The organism is Pseudoalteromonas sp. S1650, assembly GCF_005887195.1.
In the GTDB taxonomy this organism is placed as follows: Bacteria; Pseudomonadota; Gammaproteobacteria; order Enterobacterales; family Alteromonadaceae; genus Pseudoalteromonas; species Pseudoalteromonas simplex.
In genome coordinates this window covers 46,576-65,287 of sequence record NZ_PNDF01000021.1, presented here as the reverse complement: position 1 = coordinate 65,287, position 18,712 = coordinate 46,576, and the positions used below count along the sequence as shown (strand labels likewise).

Here is an 18,712-nt window from a genome sequence, read left to right as displayed (position 1 = left end):
GCCCCTACTCAGGGGCTTTTTTGTGCAAAGTATGCAAGGAATTCATCAACTTTCAATGATCTCGAAAAATACCAACCTTGTGCAAATTGTATCCCCGCTTTAGTGACCACTTGGGCTTGTTTTTTGGTTTCGACTCCCTCAGCAATATAGGCATGATTACTGTCATAACCACAATTTTTGAGTTGTTTATTTTGTAATGAAGTAGCCCAGTCATCTTGTAAAATCAGATCGATTACCGACTTATCTATTTTTATATAATCAACATTTAACTGTGCAAGCGCTAAGATATTCGCTTCACCTAATTGCATATCATCTAACGCCATTTTTGCCCCAGAGATATTTTCTAGAATAGTTTGAACACCCATTCTATCGGGGATCCCTCGCTCAGATAATTCAAATATCACTTTGCTGGCATTACTATTCAAAGCTGACTTTTTCAGGGTATAGAATACTCCGCCTCGCCCCCAAAGCTCTGGTGGAACATTAATACCTACATGTACGTTGTCATGCTTATTCAGCCACTCAGCAAGCTCTTCGGCTACTTTATCTATGACCCAGTATGTGATCATGCCACTTAATACAGAACCTTCAATTAACGGTATAAACTCGAGGGGTGGGACGACTTTATCATTTCGCTGCCAACGAATAAGCGCTTCAGCTCCAACACACCGATTATCACTTAAACGTATTGTGGGTAAGTATTCTAAAAAGAATTCATTGTTATCAAGTGCCGCTTCAATTTCTGCAAGTGTAATCACATCATACTCCTATCAATGCTTATTAAAGATAGACCGAGGAGATTAATATGCAAATAATAGCAACCCACCGGACTTTGAATTTCAATACTCAGCTGCCATTTAATCAGGCGACAACCGCTGACTCGACTATACTCATTAGGTCACTAAAGTTGGAGATACAGCTATGAATGAACGCAGAGAGTTTTCGCGGGTATTATTTTCTTGCCCTGCGGTCCTTCGTATCGAAGATAACGACTATCACTGTCAGTTACTTGATCTATCTTTGCAAGGTGCACTCATTACTAAAAGTGATTCATTTTTAGTGCCTATTCATAGTAAAGCTGACTTAATCTTTACCCTACCAGAGTCAACTATCGAGATTAAAATGCAAGTGGAGCTGTGCCATGTTGAGCATCAGCATGCAGGCCTTCGCTGCGATCATATCGATATTGATAGTATTACTCACTTAAAACGATTGATTGAGCTAAATCTGGGTGATGAGGCATTATTACATCGCGAGTTAGCTCATTTAATTCACGCGCCAGAGTAAACATTTGCCGTTAGATTCGTTATGCTGTAGCAAATTCAGCTATTTAATAAGCTATGCAGTTAAATCCCCACTTACCCTTGGTGTATCATCCAAATTACTCGTTTAGTTTCGATCCTAACCATCGCTTTGTGATGAGTAAGTTTGCTTATTTATATGAGCATGTACAAAGTCTTGGATTAATAAATGACAACCTAACTCAACCGATGCTTGGCAGCCCTGAGCCCCTTGAGTTAGTGCACTGCGAGAATTATATCCACGACCTTTGGCACAACCGCTTAGATGAAAAAGCGATGCGCCGTATTGGCTTACCTTGGTCAAAAGAGCTGATGGCACGTACCTTTACTGCGCCTCTGGGCACCTTACAAACAGCACGCTTAGCTCTTAAACATGGCATTGCTTGCCACTTAGCGGGAGGCACTCACCATGCTCATACTGATTTTGGCTCAGGCTATTGCATGGTAAACGACCTCGCTTTCACCAGCGAAACCCTGATAAAAAGTGGTGAAGTAACCAATATACTTATTTTTGATTTAGATGTTCATCAAGGTGATGGTACCGCAGCAATGCTGGCGCATCAGCCCTATGCTTATACCTGCTCTATTCACTGTGAAAAGAATTTTCCGTTTCGAAAATCAGCCAGCGATTTAGATATAGGTTTAGCACCGAATGTCGCTGATAGTGAATACCTAGGCGTTGTTGACGATACGCTGAGTTATTTATTAAACACCCTAAACCCAGACTTAGTACTTTATGATGCAGGTGTAGATGTATGGCAGCAAGATGGCTTAGGAAAACTTGATATAAGCTGGCAAGGGATAGCACAACGCGACCATTTAGTTCTCAAACGCTGCCTTGAGCACAATGTACCTGTCGCAACCGTGATTGGTGGTGGTTATGATAAAGACCATCGCCGTTTAGCGGCTCGTCATGGCATTGTAGTAGAGCAAGCTGCTCGATTTTAAAAACAACAAAGAAAAAAGGCCCGGTGGAGAAAAAACCGGGCCTTTGCTACTGTAACATTGGGATATGTTAGCAACTTTTTTCTAAGTTAAAACAAGTAGCTGTGGAGCTACCGAATGGTAATCTAAAGCCATAGCTATGCTCAAAACCGTGATGTTTACAATTGAAAAAGCAAACACTTGGCGCGCCCAGCCGCTTACATCAATATTGCGACGATAGCCACGAAGCGCCATTAGCAACCACCAAAAACTCGTTGTACAAGCTACAGCCATAAAGGCTAAACCTGTATAGCCACTAATGGTTAATAACATCACAACCAACGCATACACGGCGATATATAAAACAATGTGATGCTTTGCCTTCTCGATCCCCTGCGCTACTGGTAACACAGGAATTCTGGCCGCTTGGTAGTCGTTATAACGAAAGATTGCAATTGCATATGAATGAGGCATTTGCCATAGACTAAACATAACCAATAAAATCACAGCACCAGCATCAAACTGCCCAGTTACGGCACAATAACCCACTACAGGTGGTACTGCGCCAGATAAACTTCCTACAAAGGTGCCGTACACAGAACGACGTTTCATATATAAGCTGTACACACCTACGTAGATAACGTAACCAAAAGTAGCAAATAAGAGTGCCACTACGTTGGTATACACTGCTAATAATCCGAAACCAATAACACCAAGCACGATGCCATGTGCCATAGCCGCCTTTGCTGACATTTCGCCAGTTACTGTGACGCGTTTGCGAGTGCGCGCCATAGCAACATCAATATCACGATCAATTACGTTATTGATCGCGCATCCTGATGCCACTACTAAAGATAACCCTAGTAAGGTTGCGATCATTAACCATGGGTCAATATCACCGCGAGAGGCTAGCAAGAATCCCCCCGCGACAGAGATCAAATTGCCCATGATAATGCCAGGTTTAGTGACATTTAAATAACGTCGAAACACTTCCTCGACTCCTCTAATTTTCAGCACAAACGCAATATTACGAAAGAAACTAGCTAGTAACAGACTGTAAGAACTGGAGACACAACCTCAGACTAACCAGCTCCTTTCGTAAATCTTTTACCAATTACCAAGTAATTGTTATTAGTACATCATCATGGCGTTCGATTCGTAGATGATCCACACCGACAAACCAACCACCATAACAATGATTAAAGCACTAAAGATAAACGACAATGAACTTGCCTTGCCGTCTTCAGTTTTGAAGTTTAGGTGTAAGAAATATTTCAAATGCACCCAAATTTGCACAATCGCCATGCTCACGATGCACCATGCAGTGGTCGTTTTAGAAAACGAACCACTCATCACAGCCCAAAATGGAATAGCCGTTAAAACCACTGACAGTAGAAAACCAATTAAATAGTCTTTAACGCTGCCATGTGATTGATCATTATGTGCATGAACTTCTAAGTTATTAATTACATGTGATTCACTGTGACTCATTACATTGCTCCCATTAAATAAACAACGGTAAATACACAGATCCACACCACATCTAAGAAGTGCCAGAATAAGCTTAAACAACTTAGGCGTGTCACTGTTTGTGGGTTTAAACCACGGCGCACAACTTCAATCATCAGGACAGTCATCCAAATAAGACCCGCTGTAACGTGAAGACCATGCAAGCCCACTAAAGAGAAGAACGATGTTAAAAAGGCACTTTGCTGAGGGCCATTACCGTGCGCAATTAGGTGATGGAATTCATATACTTCCATACCAATAAACACTGCACCAAAGGCAAAGGTAACCAGCAACCAAGTTAACGTAGCCGCCTTTTTCTGCCCGTGAGCAGAGATCATCGCAAAACCAAAAGTGATACTACTAAGTAGTAGAGCTGCGGTTTCAACCGCAACAAAATCAAGTTCAAAAATATCTTTACCCGACACACCGCCAGCAGTGTTCATAAACAATACTGCGTAGGTTGCAAAGAATGATGCAAACAACAAACAGTCAGTCATAAGATAAAGCCAGAAACCAAATACGGTGTTACCACCTGTATCGTGGTGCTCATGGTCATGTGCATCGACATGACCGTGTGCGCCGTTTAAGGTGTCGAATCCTGCAGAAATGCTACTCATGCATTCACCTCCTTCGTAGCGGCTGTATTGTGAGCCGTTTCTAGTTCAACAATTTCATCTGGTTGCACGTAGTAATCAACATCGCTGGTGTAACAACGTTTGATGAACACCACGATAGCACCCAGTAAACCAAATGCTGCAAGCCACCAAATGTGCCAGATCATGGCAAAACAGAAGGTTGTTAAAGCTGCGCTCATTAATACACCTGCCGATGTATTTTTTGGCATATGAATTGGGCTATAAGAGGCTTCTTGCTTGTAAGCTAAGCCTTTTTCTTTCATGTCTGTCCACGCATCGATGTCATCAACATGAGGGATTTTCGCAAAGTTGTAGTACTGTGGAGGTGAAGCAGATGCCCACTCAAGAGTATGACCATTCCACGGATCGCCCGTTGTATCATCAAGTTGCTCGCGGTTTTTGAAGCTCACTACAAGTTGTACAACTTGGAACAAGATACCGAACATAATGATCACCGCACCGCCAGCTGCAATGTATAACCAAATGTTCCAATCAGGGTTGTTTGTGTGGTTTAAGCGACGTGTCATACCTAAGAAACCAAGTACGTATAACGGCATAAATGCCACGAAGAAACCAATTAACCAGCACCAGAAAGATCGTCTGCCCCAGCTCTCGTCAAGTTTGAAGCCCATTGCTTTAGGGAACCAAAACGCAAAACCAGCTAAATAACCAAATACCGCACCGCCAATGATGGTGTTATGGAAGTGAGCGATTAAGAATAAGCTGTTATGTAATACGTAGTCAGCACCAGGAATAGCAAGTAACACGCCGGTCATACCACCGATAGTGAACGTCACCATAAAACCTAAAGTCCAAAGGACAGGCACAGTAATACGTAAACGACCACGATACATAGTGAATAACCAGTTAAACAACTTAACCCCGGTCGGTACCGCAATAACCATGGTCATAACACCAAAGAAGGCATTAACGTTAGCGCTTGAGCCCATAGTAAAGAAGTGATGAAGCCAAACGATGAAACCTAAAATCGAAATTGCACCACTTGCGTAAACCATCGACTTATAACCAAACAAGCGTTTACCAGCAAACGTTGAGATAACTTCTGAGAAAATACCGAACGCAGGTAAGATCAGAATGTAAACTTCAGGGTGACCCCATGCCCAGAATAAGTTGATGTACATCATCGCGTTACCACCTAATTCATTCGTGAAGAAGTGGAAATCGAGATAACGATCAAGCGTTAACATAGCCAGTACAGCAGTTAAAATTGGGAACGATGCTGCAATTAAGATATTCGCCCACGTGCATGCCCAAGTAAAAATAGGCATTTTCATTAATGTCATGCCTGGTGCACGCATTTTAAATACAGTCGCTAAGAAGTTTACCGATGTTAATAAGGTACCCAAGCCGGATATCTGCAAGGCCCATATATAATAGTCGACCCCGACACCTGGACTGAATGACAATTCAGATAACGGTGGATATGCCACCCAACCCGTTTTCGCAAACTCACCAAAGAATAATGAGATATTGATTAGGATTGCACCGCCAGCAGTTAACCAAAAGCTAAGGTTATTTAAGAATGGGAATGCAACATCACGGGCACCAATTTGCAGCGGTAAAATGATGTTCATTAAACCAATCATAAACGGCATCGCCATAAAGATGATCATGATCACCCCGTGTGCCGTAAATATTTGGTCATAGTGCTCTGGTGGTAAGTAACCACTTGCACCGCCAGTAGCCATTGCTAATTGCAGTCGCATCATAATGGCATCCGCGAAACCACGGAAAAGCATGATAAGCGCAAGAATGATGTACATAACACCTAAACGCTTATGGTCAATTGAGGTGATCCAGTCGTGCCAAATCACGCCCCACTTTTTATATTTTGTTACTAAGCCTGCCACTAACAGACCTAAGACAGCAACAACCGTCATGGTAACCATGATAATTGGTTCATGAAACGGGATTGCGTCTAATGTTAATTTACCTAACAACGACATGATTATTCCTCGTCCTCGCTGTGCTTCTTATGAGCTGAGTGCTCTGGCATAGCGTGTTGCATTGCACCGTGAGAGCCATGCGCTTGCATATATTTCATTACGATTGAATGGAACATATCTTTATCTACGCTGGCATAGTATTTAACTGGGTCGTATTCACTTGGTTTAGCAAGTTCAACATAGCTTTGCTTAGTCAGTGCACCGCCTGTGTTTTTCACATTGTTAACCCAAGCATCGAAATCAGCTTCTGTGGCTGTTGCAATGGCATCGAACTTCATACCAGTGAAACCTGCACCACTGTAGTTAGCAGAGAAGCCTTTAAAAGTACCCGGCTCATCAGCAATTAAGTGAAGCTTTGTTTCCATGCCTGCCATTGAATAAATTTGGCTACCAAGCTGTGGAATGAAAAACGAGTTCATGGTGCTTTCTGAGGTGATCTTGTACTGCACTGGCACATTGGCAGGAAAAACAAGCTCATTCACTGTGGCGATGCCTTGCTCTGGATAAATGAATAGCCATTTCCAGTTCAAAGAAACAACCTCAACAGTAAGGTGCTTACCTTTACCCTCAAGTGGTTTATATGGGTCAAGTTGTTGCGTTGACTGCCACGTGATCACACCTAAAATCGCAACGATGATGATAGGAATGGTCCAAACTACAGCTTCAATCTTATTAGAGTGCGCCCACTTTGGAGCGTAAATTTCTTGATCTCGTCCATCACGGTATTTCCATGCAAAATAAATTGTCATGGCAATAACTGGAATCACAACAATCAGCATTAACACCGTAGCTACGATAATTAAATACTTCTCGTCGACACCAATTTGACCTTTTGGATCGAGTACCCCGCCTTTACAGCCAGACAAAGCCAGCACTAAAGACGCTAGAGCAATATTACAAAGGTTTCGAATTGACAAAGGAATATCCTACAACCTAAAAGTTAACACTTGTCGAAATAAGAACACGACGCTTTTCTGCAACAGATGCTACAGATATCCCTCGGCTGACTAACGAGCACGACAAATCGGCACGCTAAGAAGTGAGGGAGTTTAGGTTGGCTGACTGAAATTTGGGCGTAAAAAACCCACTAGGTGCTTAGTAAAGACAACTTAGAAAACGACTAAAATGGCTGAACTTAAGCAACAAAGCTTATTTACAGACAACCACTTACACGAGGAGGAGCACGACAGCCATGAGCGCTGTGTACTACTAAAGACTTTATCGTTTCACGCGCAGCGAAGGCCGCTTTACGTAAAATGACACCTGCACGACGCGCAGGGAAGAAATGGAAGACCAACCAGCATAAACCAATAAGTAATTGGCAAGACACCACAGGGTAAGCTAAAAAACTCAAAACATTAAGCAACGGTGTTTCGTATAAAGCACCTTCACTTAATAAACTTCTTAGCCCGTGAGCATCTTCTAATGTACCGTTGATTAGCATGGCTGAATTAATCAGCAACAAGGCTAAAACTGACATTAGTTCTTTGCCAGCAAAAAACGCACGCGCAGCCAATTGCAACCTAGCTAAGCTAGACTGTTTGACACCTTGTGACTGATTAATTGCTCGCAAAACTCACGCCTTTTATCGCTTTTACTGCATTTTAGGTAAATGGCTTACCCTATTTTTTAATGCGGTAACATGATCTTCATCAATAAAGTTTCAGTAATTACTGAAATTTCGATGTGGAGTATAACAAAGTCAACAGACGGTACAAGTAGAATTTTACAGCACACGGTTAAGTATTGTTTAGCCATTTGATAATAAACTGTAAAAAAACAAACCTATTGAAGCTAAGTACTTAAAAGTAATACTGTATTTTATATAGCGTAAAGCTATGAAGAAAAAGAAAATAGCATAAAAATAGCGATTTAAAGCATACTTAGTCAGTAGCAATCGAAGCTTTAATACTGAACAAGAATTAGCCAAAGGCGCTGAAATATAATATTCTACAGAATGTCAAAACAAAGAATAAAAGAGATAATTATGCACCTATATGTACTCGCCACAGCCCTTTTAGCACTAAGTACCAGTACACTTGCAAATACGATTGAAGACACCGCTGTAGCTGGCTTAGATAAACCTGCGATTTACTACGCCGATATAGAGCCACACTTAAAAAGCGCAGCAAAACACCCCAGCGTCACACTAAAACAAATCGGCACCTCTTTCCAAGGACAGGCACTTAATTCTCTAAAAATCGGCACCGGCCCAATCAAGGTGATGATGTGGAGCCAAATGCACGGCGACGAAAACACAGCTACTGCCGCACTAATGGATTTTTTAAGCTTTATAACCGCAGATGAAAACGCACAATGGCTAGAAAGCTGGCAACAAAAAGTAACTCTTCTCATTATCCCTATGGTGAACCCAGACGGCGCGGCAGCTCAAACTCGCCATAATGCACAAGGTATTGATTTAAATCGTGATGCAAAAGCCCTTCGCACAAAAGAAGGACAAATACTCATGACTGCGGCTGATGAATTCAAACCTGATTTCGGCTTTAATTTACATGATCAGAATGCCTATTACGGTGCCGGAAAAATGGGAGAACAAGCCACTATTTCAGTGCTAGCACCCGCCTATAATGAAGCAAGAGAAGTGAATAAAATTCGTGGTGAGGCTATGCAATTTATTGCTCATTTAGCCAAAACGGTTGAAACCATGATCCCAGGGCACTTGGGGAAGTACAACGACAGTTACTCTTATCGCAGTTTTGGAGATACTTTTTCGGAAAAAGGTATCCGAACTATATTAATTGAATCAGGTGCTTACCCAAACGACCCAAACCGACAAATAGCCCGTAAAGTTAACCGTGTTTTATATAAAAAGACTATTGATTCAATAACTTCACAGGAATGGAAAAGCGCTAAAATAGCCCAGTACCACGCTATTCCATTTAATGCTAAAGACAATTGGGTAGACTTACTAATAGATGATGTAACTGTAAAGAGTGAGCTAGGTGATTATCAGATAGATATTGCAATAAACAACAAAGGACAGTCACCCATTATTAAAGAGTTGGGGGATATAAGCAGTATCCGCCAAGGTTACACGAGTTTAGATGCAAGCAACCTGAACTTTAGAACCGGTAACAGTTTTGTTTTAAATGAATCGTTAACGCTTACCGAAAATAAATATAAAGAGCTTTTAATACAAGGCTATAGTTGCTTTTCTGGCGATATTAATATGCTAGAAAACTCCACAAATTGGCCAGTTTACGCATGCAAAAGTGTATTTACATCAATACCTTCACTTCATGCACCTGCCGCCTTTTTCTTACAAGCAAATGGCAAAAATAAGTACGCAGTTTTAGGGGCTAAGCTAATTAATTTAGATTGAACACGATTTAAAAGGACAGGCACTGTTAAAAGTGCCTGTTAAACCTCCAAATACCTTAAATTTGTAACCTAAAATAATAGTGGCGTAGGCAAGCTAGCCTATTAGCTTAATCTAACAATAGAAACCAAGATAAAAGATTTAGTTTTATGAGAATTGAAAGCACAAGTTAGCTGCAAGAGTTTGCAAAAAATAAAAGTCGAGAGAAATTTAAGATTAACTAGCAAGTAATAACTTACAGCTTGCTAGATTACTTCGTCGCTTACGAGCAGTTTTACTGCAATAACTTTCAATAGCACCCACTCGACCTGCGGCTCCATGAAATAAGTTTTCAAATTGAGTTGTTAATGTTAACCAGTTTTTAGCTTCCAAATTCAGCCTTTCAAGAATAGGAGGTAAATGATGCTCTATATATCCAGGCTTATCCGCGCTGATACAACGCCCAGTTTGCTCCACAAGTAGCAGGTATGACTTTAACTCAAAAGGTATTTCCTTTGATTTATACTTACTCATGCCACCAATAAAACGAGCTAGTAATTTAGGTTGCTTTGACTCCTTCGCGCTTTCGCATCGCTTTTTAAAACTGGTATAGTCCGATTGTTCCGGCGTGCTCGCAGCTTTAGCACGAACAGGGTTTAAATCAACATAGGCCATGCAGGCTAAAAGCGCTGATTCATCAAGGAGAGCTTGGCTTTTAAAGCGCCCTTCCCAAAAATGCCCTGTACACTCGTCTTCTTTATTTGCCCGTCTGGCAATATATTCATTTAGCATTCGCATGAACCAACTAATGCTCGAAAGGCGCGCTCTGTATTCTGCAACCTCTTTATTTAAGAAGACTTGTTGACCATCACTTAACGGCTCACCATAAAGGGCTTTTTGACCTAAAGGAGTCATTTTACTGAGCTTAAACCAGCGTAAAAGAATGGCTTTATCCGATAACCTATTTGCTTTTTTATTATCAACATAAAGCACAAGATGCGTATGATTGCTCATCACCGCATAAGCACACACATCAATGCAAAATACCTTTGCAAGAGCAAGCAGACGCTGTTCAACCCACACTCGGCGGTGTTCATATGATTTGCCTGTGAGTGCGTCTTCTCCACAAAGGTAAGCGCGTCTGACGCAACGAGATACACAATGATAATATTTGGTGTTTGACAAACAGATTTGCCGCTTCCTTGCTAAAGCCATCGTCCACTCCTTGAACTGATAATTTGAAATGCATTAAATGTAATTAAAGTTTAGACAATATCTTTTTTACTGCAAGAATGAGTTCATGGATAAAAGTGACTGTCTTTGTAAATATTCAAAATAGTTTTAAAGTGACTGTCCTTGTAAAATTTAGGTATTAAAAAAGCGCCTTTGGGCGCTTTTTTTTGTGGTTAAAGAATTTGATTCTCTTTCCAGACTTGTTCTTTTGCCATGCGCTTTTTACGCTTGTCACATGGGTCGTCGCAGTCGCAAGCTTTGTCGATACCAACAGCGCCTAGGCCACCACAACTACTGGCCATAGATTTCTTTTGCACAATCATGCCGACAGCCATCGCCGCCACAATTAAAATAAGTAGACCAAATGTAAGAAGAAAAAGTGACATTGCTTTGCCCCTATCGTCAGCAATTAAATCGAGCCCAACTAATTAGGCTGCATGTATTATATACCTAAACGACCTCAAGGTGCGAGTTTCAGTTAGAATTAAACGCGATTTAGGCAAGGCATTGATTGCAAGCAATAGTGGTTCTATTGTTAAAATCAATAACGCGGTATAAATCGCTTTTAAACCAATCCTTTGGTCGCTTCACAGGCGCTTACTCTCATCGTTGTTAGTTCTGGGACTGCCATTGTTGCCAAGTAACGCCTTGATATTAAGCTCCTGTGGAACGCAGAATTCTGCATCTTGAGGCTGCTTGGGTATACACGGCTTCTTGCCCTGCTACAAATAAGGTTTAAAAGCGGGGCTAGAATATGTCACTAAGCCATTGTCTGACTTACCAATTAAGTACACCGGCAAATCGTGCTCTTCGGCATATTTCTGCGCCTTTTCCATGCCCATCACTGTAATTGCCGTCGCTAAGCCATCTGCAGTCATCGCTGATGGGTGTAAAACAGTAACTGATACCAAATCATGACGGCTCGGCATACCTGTTACAGGGTCAATTAAGTGGCTATAGGTAACACCATCCATTTCGTAAAAAATTCGGTAATCACCTGATGTCGCAATACCATTAGTACCCGGCTCAATTACTTTATGTACTTTACGCACGCCAGGCTCAGCATCAGGCTGCTCAATAGCTATTTTCCAAGTGATGTTGTTTGGCTTAATACCCGACACACGAAGCTCACCACCAATCTCAACCATATAATTAGTGAAACCATGGCTTTCTATCACTTGTGCTACTTTATCAATGCCGTAACCTTTGGCTGTAGCCGAAAACGACAGCTCTAAACCATCAATCGTCTTCATAAGACCAGCATCTGTAAGTTCAAGCTTATCAACACCAATTTTGGCAACCATTGCGGCCAAGGCTTCATCGCTTGGGCGTTTAGTCGGCTTTTTATCTGGACCAAAGCCCCACAAGTCAATAAGTGGCCCCATAGTCACATCTAACGTTTTTGTTGATTCGCCAAGGCGAATTGATTCAGCTACCACGTTTCTAAAATCAGCGCTTATTGGCATTACCTGCCCTGCTGGTAACTGGTTGAACTGGTTAATTTCTGAATCGGGAATGTAAGTCGACATAGATTGATTTACATCTTTAAGTACTTGCTTAATTTCCGGGTGTAAATCAACACCTGCAACCTTTGAAGACTCTGCAAACACCTTAATATGATAAGTGGTGCCCATTGTCTTACCTTCAAAGTAAAGCTCTTCAGCCTTATCAGCTTGGCTGCAGCCAGCCATGAGTAAAGTCATAGTTAATAGAAAAAAGGCCATCAAGCCTTGGCGATAAAACACTCTATTCATAGCATTCACCTTTTAGGTACCACGGAGTTCGGTATAGAAATAAAAAAGCCTCGTAACACTAAGTGCTACGAGGCCTGTATTCTAACCAAAACTTATTGTTTTGTGTATGGTGTTAGCCACCGAAGTCATCTAATAAGATGTTTTCGTCTTCTACACCTAGATCTTTAAGCATGTTGATAACAGCCGCGTTCATCATTGGAGGACCACACATGTAGAACTCACAATCTTCAGGCGCTTCATGATCTTTCAAGTAGTTTTCATAAAGTACATTATGGATGAAGCCTGTGTAACCTTCCCAGTTATCTTCTGGTTGTGGATCAGACAGTGCTGTGTGCCATACGAAGTTATCGTTTTCTGCTGCTAAGCCGTCGAAATCTTCTACGTAGAACATTTCACGCTTAGAACGCGCACCATACCAGAAGCTCATCTTACGCTTAGATTGTAAACGCTTAAGTTGGTCAAAGATATGTGAACGCATTGGTGCCATACCTGCACCACCACCTACGAATACCATTTCTGCATCAGTGTCTTTCGCGAAGAACTCACCGAATGGACCAGAGATAGTCACTTTATCACCTTCTTTTAATGACCAAATGTACGAAGACATTTTACCACATGGAAGGCTTAGGTCTCTTGGCGGCGGCGTAGCGATACGCACGTTAAGCATGATGATGCCTTCTTCTTCTGGGTAGTTAGCCATAGAGTATGCACGAATTGTTTCGTCGTCTACTTTAGACTCCAGATCGAAGAAACCGAAGTGGTTCCAGTCGCCACGATACTCTTCTGGAATATCGAAATCAGCGTATTTAACGTGGTGAGCTGGTGCTTCAATTTGAATATAACCACCGGCACGGAAAGGTACTGACTCGCCATCAGGGATTTGTAACTTAAGTTCCTTGATGAACGTTGCCTTGTTATCGTTAGAGATAACAGTACAGTCCCACTTCTTAACACCGAAAATTGACTCTTCAAGTTCAATTTCCATGTCGTTCTTAACATTTACCTGACACGCTAAACGGCAGCCTTCACGAGCTTCACCTTTAGAGATGTGATCAAGTTCTGTTGGTAAGATATCGCCGCCACCTTCTTTGATGTGTACACGACACTGACCACAAGAGCCACCGCCACCACATGCAGATGAAACGAAGATACCTGAATCAGCTAGCGCGCCTAATAGCTTGCTACCTGCAGATGTTTTAATAGCTTTTTCTGGGTCGCCATTAATTCCGATGATGATATCGCCGCTTGCTACTAATTTAGATTTAGCACCAATGATAACTAAAACTAAAATAACAACGATAGCGATGAAAACACCAACGCCTAAGAAAATCTCATTCATGATTTATCCTCGCTACCTATTAAAGTGAAATACCAGAGAATGACATAAAGCCAAGACCCATAAGACCAACAGTGATGAAAGTAATACCTAAACCACGTAAGCCATCAGGAACGTCTGAGTACTTCATTTTTTCACGGATACCAGCAAGTAAAGTAATTGCTAGTGCCCAGCCCACACCTGAACCGATACCATAAACAACAGACTCGCCGAAGTTATAGTTACGCTCAACCATGAAAGATACCGCACCGAAGATCGCACAGTTAACTGTGATCAGTGGTAAGAAGATACCTAACGCGTTGTAAAGTGCAGGGAAGAACTTATCTAATGCCATTTCAAGAATTTGTACAAGTGCTGCAATAACACCGATGAAAGTCAAGAAACGTAAGAAGCTAAGGTCTGCTTCTGGGTAGCCAAGCCACTCTAATGCACCTGGTGCAAGAACAGCGTGATAAACCAAGTTATTTACAGGTACTGAGATACCTAGTACCACGATAACTGCCACACCTAGGCCGATTGACGTTGTTACTTTCTTTGATACAGCAAGGAAAGTACACATACCTAGGAAGAAGGCTAAAGCTAAGTTTTCAATGAAAACCGCTTTTACAAATAAACTAATATAATGTTCCACTGCTCGCCCCTTACGCTTTTGCTTCTACTTGGTCTTTCTTGAAGGTACGAAGTACCCAGATGAATAAACCAATAATGAAGAATGCACTCGGTGGTAAAATCAATAGACCCATTGGTTGATACCAGCCACCATTTTGTACTAATGGGATAATATCAACACCGAATAGTGAACCTTTACCGAATAACTCACGGATGAAACCAACAGTTAGTAGTACTACTGAGTAGCCTAAACCGTTACCGATACCATCTAAGAAAGACATTAACGGTGGTGACTTCATTGCGTATGCTTCAGCACGACCCATTACGATACAGTTTGTAATGATTAGACCAACGAATACTGAAAGCTCTTTAGCTGTTGCATAAGAGAATGCTTGCAATACTTGGTCAACAACGATTACAAGTGATGCGATGATCGTCATTTGCACGATGATACGTACAGATGATGGGATGTGGTTACGAATTGACGAAATAAACAAGCTAGAAAACGCAGTTACTAGTGTCAATGCGATTGACATGATTAGTGCATTTTTTAAGCTTGATGTTACCGCTAGCGCAGAACAAATACCTAGTACTTGTAATGCGATCGGGTTATTTGCGAATACCGGGCCAAATAGGACCGACTTCATTTCTTTAGTATCAGCCATTATTTCAACGCTCCTTCACGTACTTTCGCAAGGAATGGACCAAAGCCATGCTCGCCAGTCCAGAAGTCAACTGTGTGATCAACACCGTTTGAAGTTAATGTTGCACCAGAAAGACCATCGATTTGATGTTCGTTCTTCGCACCGCTCTTCATGATATTGATTGGTAACTCTTTACCTTGCCATTTAGCAGTCCATTGTGGATTTTGGATTTCACCACCTAGACCTGGCGTTTCGTTGTGCTTGAAGAAGTTGATGTTTTTAACTGTTTCACCATCGCTTTCAAGCGCTAAGAAGCCGTACATTACACCCCAAAGGCCATAACCTTGGATTGGTAGAATGATTGCGTCTGTAGAACCATCAGATTTCTTCGAAATATATACAGGTGAATTTTTTGTCATACGCTGAATACCAGCGATGTCTTTAATTCCTTCTGCTTTCAACGCAAAGCTACGGGCTTGGTCGAATTTTGTTTTCTCGAAGTCAAATGAGTTAGGATCAGCACCTTCAACAAACTCACCTGTGTTCATGTCTACAACACGTGCTTCAATTTTTGAGTTAAAGGTATCTGACACAGTACCTGATACTTCAATGCCTGCAGCCGCTAAGATATTACGTTGGATATCTTGTGTTTTGTTAGCTTGCTGTAAAGGACGAAGCTGAACTGAAGCAAACGATACGATGATTGCACACACTAAACATAGTGCAACAACAACGGTTAGCGTTTTGCCGATTGATTCGTTATTACTAGACATTACGTGCCAACCTCCGCTTGATATTAGCTTGCACTACAAAGTGATCGAATAATGGTGCAAATAAGTTAGCAAATAAGATTGCTAGCATCATACCTTCTGGGAATGCCGGGTTAACAACACGGATCATTACAACCATAAAGCCGATTAACGCACCGTAAGCGAACTTACCTTTGTCTGTGAATGATGCAGATACTGGGTCTGTTGCCATGAAGAACATACCAAATGCAAAACCACCAAGCACTAAGTGCCAGTGCCAAGGCATAGCAAATACAGCGTTAGTTTCTGAACCAATTGTATTTAGTAAGAATGCCGTTGCAACCATACCTAGGAATACACCTAGTACTATACGCCAAGAAGCGATACGCACATAAATTAGGAATAAACCACCGATTAATAGTGCTAGTGTTGACGTTTCACCTACAGAACCTTGAATGAAACCGTAGAACGCATTCCACCATAGCTCCATGTTGCTGTAATCAAGTGAACCAACAACAGCTTGGCCAAGCATAGTCGCACCAGAGAATGAATCTACTGCAGTCCATACTGTGTCACCTGAAATTTGTGCTGGGTATGCGAAAAATAAGAATGCACGACCGGCAAGAGCAGGGTTAAGGAAGTTACGACCTGTACCACCAAAGATTTCTTTAGCGATTACAACACCAAACGTAATACCTAGTGCAACTTGCCATAAAGGAATCGTTGCAGGCAGGATTAGTGCGAATAATACAGATGTTACGAAGAAACCTTCATTTACTTCATGCTTACGCACTGAAGCAAATAGCACTTCCCAGAAACCACCCACAGCAAATGTTACTGCGTATATTGGTAGGAAGAAGCAGGCACCGTAAAACATTTTCGCGCCCCAACCAGAGTCAGCAGTTAATTCACCACCGAATAATTGGAACAGACCAACTTGCCATGTGTTTGCTAGTTCAAAACCTTGCGCTAAAGCACCAGCGGCCTGATGACCGATGTTGAACATACCAAAGAACATTGCAGGGAACGTCGCCATCCACACTAAAATCATCATACGTTTTAGGTCGATGTTATCGCGAACGTGTGTTTTGCCTTTATTTACATAACCAGGCGTGTAGAAAATAGTCGCTGCAGCTTCGTAAAGCGCATACCATTTTTCGTGTTTACCACCCGGTTCAAAATGCGGCTCAATATCTTCTAGAAATTTCTTTAAACCCATCTCTCTAGCCTTCCTTCTCGATCGTAGTCAAGCAATCGCGTAGGATTGAACCGTACTCGTATTTACCTGGACAAACGAAGGTACATAATGCTAAATCTTCTTCATCAAGCTCTAGCGCACCTAACGAAATAGCACCATCAAGATCACGTGCGATTAAATCACGTAATAATAGTGTAGGTAGGATGTCTAAAGGCATAACACGCTCATAGCTGCCAATTGGAACCATGGCACGCTTCGAACCACCTGTTGAAGTCGTCATGTTAAATAGACGGCTAGGAGCAAGGTGAGATAAGAAGGTACGTGTTACTGAGAACTTGTTAGCACCTGGTGCGATCCAACCGAATAGCTCTTTTTCGCGACCTTCAAGTAATACTGATACTTGAACATGGTAACGACCTAAGAACGCGTGTGGACCTTGAGAGATAGCGCCTGATAATACAGAACCAGAAATTACACGGTTATCACCGTCTTCTAATTCACCAGCAACTAAATCATCTAAAGATGCACCTAGCTGAGTTTTCACTAAGCGTGGGTTTTTAACACGTGGACCAGCAAGCGAAACAACACGGTCTGTGAAGATTTCACCTGTTAGGAATAAATTACCAAACGCGATTACGTCTTGGTAACCTAAGTGCCAAACCTGCTTGCTTGCAGAAACTGGGTCTAAGTTATGAATGTGTGTACCAACAAGACCTGCCGGGTGCTTACCACCAAACTCATGTACTTCTACTTGAGGGATTGATGAACTAGGCACTTGGCTACCAGCTTGTTTACAAACAAATACTTTGCCGTCAGTTAAACGAGATACCACAGCTAAACCAGCTTCAAATGCTTGAGTGTTCTCAGCAATGATTACTGCAGGATCTGCAGCTAGCGGGTTAGTGTCGATAGCCGTTACAAAGATAGAGCTAGGATTTGTATCCAAAGCAGCTACTCTGCTGAATGGGCGAGCACGTAGTGCTGTCCATTGACCTGACTGAACTAGTACTTCTTTAACTTTTTCACGGTCTAAGCCCGAAAGCTCGTCGGCCTTGAAAGAGTCAAAGGTGATTTGCTCACTGCCATTAACTTCAATAACAACAGATTGCAGCACACGTTTAGCACCACGATTGATTTCTTTAACTACCCCAGAAGCTGGTGCAGTAAATAAGACGCCTGGGTTCTTTTTGTCTTCAAAAAGTACCTGGCCTTTTTTGACTTGGTCATCCACGCGAACATGCATGGTTGGACGCATACCAATATATTCTTCACCTAGCACAGCTACACGTTTGACGGCAGAACCATCGTGAATAACTTGCTGAGGTGCGCCCTCTATCGGTAAATCCAGACCTTTTTTTATGTTGATCATACGCACTTGCATTACATTAACGGAAAGAAACTGAAAAATCGTACCAACCACGTCGCCATTTGATATGCTCAAGTTAAACTCTAAGTATCAAAGAATAGCCTGTTTAACACCCCAAACAAGCAACGCAGTAAACTCCTCACATATATTGCCCGAATTTTAACATCA

The 18,712-nt window shown here is 41.9% G+C and carries 19 protein-coding genes; 3 read left to right on the top strand and 16 right to left on the bottom strand.

Annotation, left to right across the window (positions count from 1 at the left end):
* Positions 1-8: 8 nt before the first annotated feature.
* A complete protein-coding gene (locus CWB80_RS06955; RefSeq protein ID WP_138600219.1) occupies positions 9-758 on the bottom strand; it encodes an EAL domain-containing protein in 750 nt (249 codons plus the stop codon).
* A gap of 163 nt (positions 759-921) precedes the next feature.
* Here CWB80_RS06955 and CWB80_RS06950 point away from each other — a divergent pair, with 163 nt between their 5' ends.
* Complete coding sequence (locus CWB80_RS06950; RefSeq protein ID WP_138600217.1) at positions 922-1,287, top strand: PilZ domain-containing protein; 366 nt, start codon at positions 922-924, stop codon at positions 1,285-1,287.
* Positions 1,288-1,340: 53 nt separating this feature from the next.
* Positions 1,341-2,249 (top strand): histone deacetylase family protein, encoded by a 909-nt coding sequence (locus CWB80_RS06945; RefSeq protein WP_054554293.1) that lies wholly within the window; start codon positions 1,341-1,343, stop codon positions 2,247-2,249.
* An 81-nt stretch (positions 2,250-2,330) separates the two neighbouring features.
* Here CWB80_RS06945 and cyoE read toward each other — a convergent pair whose 3' ends face one another.
* The 6 genes from cyoE to CWB80_RS06915 all read right to left on the bottom strand — a co-directional run bounded on the left by cyoE (position 2,331) and on the right by CWB80_RS06915 (position 7,909).
* Complete coding sequence (gene cyoE, locus CWB80_RS06940) at positions 2,331-3,215, bottom strand: heme o synthase (RefSeq protein ID WP_054554292.1); 885 nt, start codon at positions 3,213-3,215, stop codon at positions 2,331-2,333.
* Positions 3,216-3,356: 141 nt separating this feature from the next.
* A complete protein-coding gene (gene cyoD, locus CWB80_RS06935; RefSeq protein WP_138600215.1) occupies positions 3,357-3,716 on the bottom strand; it encodes a cytochrome o ubiquinol oxidase subunit IV in 360 nt (119 codons plus the stop codon).
* Positions 3,716-4,351, bottom strand: a complete 636-nt coding sequence (gene cyoC, locus CWB80_RS06930) for a cytochrome o ubiquinol oxidase subunit III (RefSeq protein WP_138600213.1) — start codon at positions 4,349-4,351, stop codon at positions 3,716-3,718. Before cyoC ends, cyoD begins: the two co-directional genes overlap by 1 nt.
* Positions 4,348-6,336: a cytochrome o ubiquinol oxidase subunit I gene (gene cyoB, locus CWB80_RS06925; RefSeq protein WP_054554289.1), complete on the bottom strand. Its 1,989-nt coding sequence runs from the start codon at positions 6,334-6,336 to the stop codon at positions 4,348-4,350. The genes cyoC and cyoB overlap by 4 nt, the downstream gene beginning before the upstream one ends.
* Positions 6,337-6,338: 2 nt before the next feature.
* Positions 6,339-7,253, bottom strand: a complete 915-nt coding sequence (gene cyoA, locus CWB80_RS06920; RefSeq protein WP_054554288.1) for a ubiquinol oxidase subunit II — start codon at positions 7,251-7,253, stop codon at positions 6,339-6,341.
* A 236-nt stretch (positions 7,254-7,489) separates the two neighbouring features.
* Positions 7,490-7,909, bottom strand: coding sequence for a hypothetical protein (locus CWB80_RS06915; RefSeq protein WP_063706310.1), 420 nt, complete (start codon positions 7,907-7,909; stop codon positions 7,490-7,492).
* 414 nt (positions 7,910-8,323) lie between these two features.
* Between CWB80_RS06915 and CWB80_RS06910 the strand changes: the two genes are divergently transcribed.
* Positions 8,324-9,679, top strand: coding sequence for a M14 family zinc carboxypeptidase (locus tag CWB80_RS06910; protein ID WP_171041495.1), 1,356 nt, complete (start codon positions 8,324-8,326; stop codon positions 9,677-9,679).
* Between the two features lie 213 nt (positions 9,680-9,892).
* Here CWB80_RS06910 and CWB80_RS06905 read toward each other — a convergent pair whose 3' ends face one another.
* From CWB80_RS06905 to CWB80_RS06865, 9 genes are all read right to left on the bottom strand, one after another.
* Positions 9,893-10,870, bottom strand: a complete 978-nt coding sequence (locus tag CWB80_RS06905; protein ID WP_138686273.1) for a transposase — start codon at positions 10,868-10,870, stop codon at positions 9,893-9,895.
* A 191-nt stretch (positions 10,871-11,061) separates the two neighbouring features.
* Positions 11,062-11,274, bottom strand: a complete 213-nt coding sequence (nqrM, locus tag CWB80_RS06900; protein WP_055020649.1) for a (Na+)-NQR maturation NqrM — start codon at positions 11,272-11,274, stop codon at positions 11,062-11,064.
* A 336-nt stretch (positions 11,275-11,610) separates the two neighbouring features.
* Positions 11,611-12,642: an FAD:protein FMN transferase gene (locus tag CWB80_RS06895; protein WP_063528648.1), complete on the bottom strand. Its 1,032-nt coding sequence runs from the start codon at positions 12,640-12,642 to the stop codon at positions 11,611-11,613.
* Positions 12,643-12,754: 112 nt separating this feature from the next.
* The gene (gene nqrF, locus CWB80_RS06890) at positions 12,755-13,981 is read right to left on the bottom strand and encodes an NADH:ubiquinone reductase (Na(+)-transporting) subunit F (protein ID WP_130052183.1); all 1,227 of its coding nucleotides are present in this window, start codon (positions 13,979-13,981) and stop codon (positions 12,755-12,757) included.
* Between the two features lie 19 nt (positions 13,982-14,000).
* Positions 14,001-14,609: an NADH:ubiquinone reductase (Na(+)-transporting) subunit E gene (gene nqrE / locus CWB80_RS06885; protein ID WP_016708692.1), complete on the bottom strand. Its 609-nt coding sequence runs from the start codon at positions 14,607-14,609 to the stop codon at positions 14,001-14,003.
* Between the two features lie 10 nt (positions 14,610-14,619).
* Positions 14,620-15,252, bottom strand: coding sequence for an NADH:ubiquinone reductase (Na(+)-transporting) subunit D (locus CWB80_RS06880; RefSeq protein ID WP_054554281.1), 633 nt, complete (start codon positions 15,250-15,252; stop codon positions 14,620-14,622).
* On the bottom strand, positions 15,252-16,004 hold the full coding sequence (locus CWB80_RS06875; RefSeq protein WP_054554280.1) for a Na(+)-translocating NADH-quinone reductase subunit C: 753 nt from the start codon (positions 16,002-16,004) through the stop codon (positions 15,252-15,254). Before CWB80_RS06875 ends, CWB80_RS06880 begins: the two co-directional genes overlap by 1 nt.
* Complete coding sequence (locus CWB80_RS06870; RefSeq protein ID WP_062566711.1) at positions 15,997-17,199, bottom strand: NADH:ubiquinone reductase (Na(+)-transporting) subunit B; 1,203 nt, start codon at positions 17,197-17,199, stop codon at positions 15,997-15,999. The genes CWB80_RS06875 and CWB80_RS06870 overlap by 8 nt, the downstream gene beginning before the upstream one ends.
* A gap of 4 nt (positions 17,200-17,203) precedes the next feature.
* Positions 17,204-18,547, bottom strand: a complete 1,344-nt coding sequence (locus CWB80_RS06865; RefSeq protein WP_138601815.1) for a Na(+)-translocating NADH-quinone reductase subunit A — start codon at positions 18,545-18,547, stop codon at positions 17,204-17,206.
* Between the last annotated feature and the right edge of the window lie 165 nt (positions 18,548-18,712).